Annotated in this window: 1 protein-coding gene and 1 pseudogene; both read right to left on the reverse strand. The window is 43.8% G+C overall.

The window, feature by feature from the left end; all coding sequences use genetic code 11:
- Window positions 1–721: 4-alpha-glucanotransferase (locus B4K20_RS07690; RefSeq protein ID WP_289282472.1), on the reverse strand; the 721-nt coding region annotated here is incomplete at its 3' end.
- A 3-nt stretch (window positions 722–724) separates the two neighbouring features.
- A pseudogene (locus B4K20_RS07695) lies at window positions 725–1,600 on the reverse strand (glycoside hydrolase); the annotation flags it as partial.

Here is a 1,600-nt window from a genome sequence, read left to right on the forward strand (position 1 = left end):
AATAATCTGGCGGAACGCCAGCAACACGTGTTGCCACTCCTTGCGAATCAAGTGTAAATAAGTTTGGTTCAGCCCAGACATCAGCACTGTCGTGAGCGACAAAAATGGGCATGTCCCCAAATAGCTTCACTCCATTTGCATTAGCGTATTGGCGTAACAGCCCCCACTGACAGAAAAAAATATATTGTTCAAACCGACGAATCATTAAAGCTTCGTCACGTTCTGTTTTGATTTTATTTATGGCGTCAGGTTGTCTGTCTCTCAGCTCAACTGGCCAGTCGAACCATGCTCGTGCTTGATTAAGATGGCGAATTTCACGGAATAGTACGTAGTCATCCAGCCAAAATTGCTGCTCCTGACAAAATTCATTAAATAATTGTTTATCAGCCTCAGTCGCATTTTTTATGAACTGTCGGTATGCAGTCGCCATCAGTCGGGACATCTTCGTGTCGTTTAGCTTAGCGGGTTCTGCCCAGGCTTGTGATTTGAGTATGTCGCGTGAAATAAACCGGTTGTTGCCCGCATGAGCAGAAAGACATTGATAGGGTGAACCATCTTCATGGGTAGGTCCGAGAGGTAGCATTTGCCAGACGGTAGAACCCGAAGCACACAAGAAGTCTATGAACTTGAAGGCATCAGTGCCTAAATTTCCCGATGGCAGGCTCGTTATGTGTAAGAGAATACCGCTTCGTCGTTTATTAAATACTTTTGCTTGAGCCACTATTTAGCTTCCACGTCGCATGGTACCGCCCTGCTCTGCGCCGACGCCACCTTGAGAAACAACTTCCGAAAGTTTCTGGGGAACAACTTCACCCAGCATCTGATAAAGATTCGATAAGTGGAGACGATATAAACGTTCGAAATCACTGACACTGTCAGCAGAATTATAGTCACCAAACCACCAGAACCAATCCGATCCTTCACAGATAGCTAACTGTCGCTCTAACGCCAACTTCATTTCAGGTTCAAAGGTTTCATTATCCAGTACTTTATCAAATGTTTTTTTTGCATCACTGAGTAGGTCCCAAGCTCGGTTTTTATCCTTGTCACCAATCCAAGTGGAATAGGTTCCATATACCCAGCTACCGCCCATCATTTTGGGAAGCTCAGCTGCTTGAACACCATTTTCAAGACACTCACTAAAGGTAGTAAGTTCAATATCGGGATGCTCAGACAAGTTTCGATAAAGACTCTGTAAAAAGTAGTAGCCATTGTAGGAGTAGTACTCCCAGGCGTTTTCACCATCAAGAATCACAGAAACAACCCTATCGTCATCCCCTTCTGTGTTCGCTTTTATGTTTTGAATGTGATGAATAAAGTCATTGACTGCATCATCTGCGCCCCATTTTGTATAGGTAAAGCCAATCATGTCAGATAAGCCATCATCTCTATAAAAACATACAGGTGATGTGTCGGGTAGCTTGTATGGTTTATGTATACTGGCATCAGCCATACCAGAGAGCTTTAAACTGTTACGAAGCACATTTTCACCCGTTGCAGCCCAACTAAATCCATGTTTTGCAATTAAGGTTAATGTGTCTTCAGATACGGCGCCTTCTGATGGCCAACACCCTTTTGGTTTAAATCCAAAGAAAGACTG

It is taken from the genome of Methylophaga sp. UBA5088 (assembly GCF_002414625.1).
In the GTDB taxonomy this organism is placed as follows: Bacteria; Pseudomonadota; Gammaproteobacteria; order Nitrosococcales; family Methylophagaceae; genus Methylophaga; species Methylophaga marina.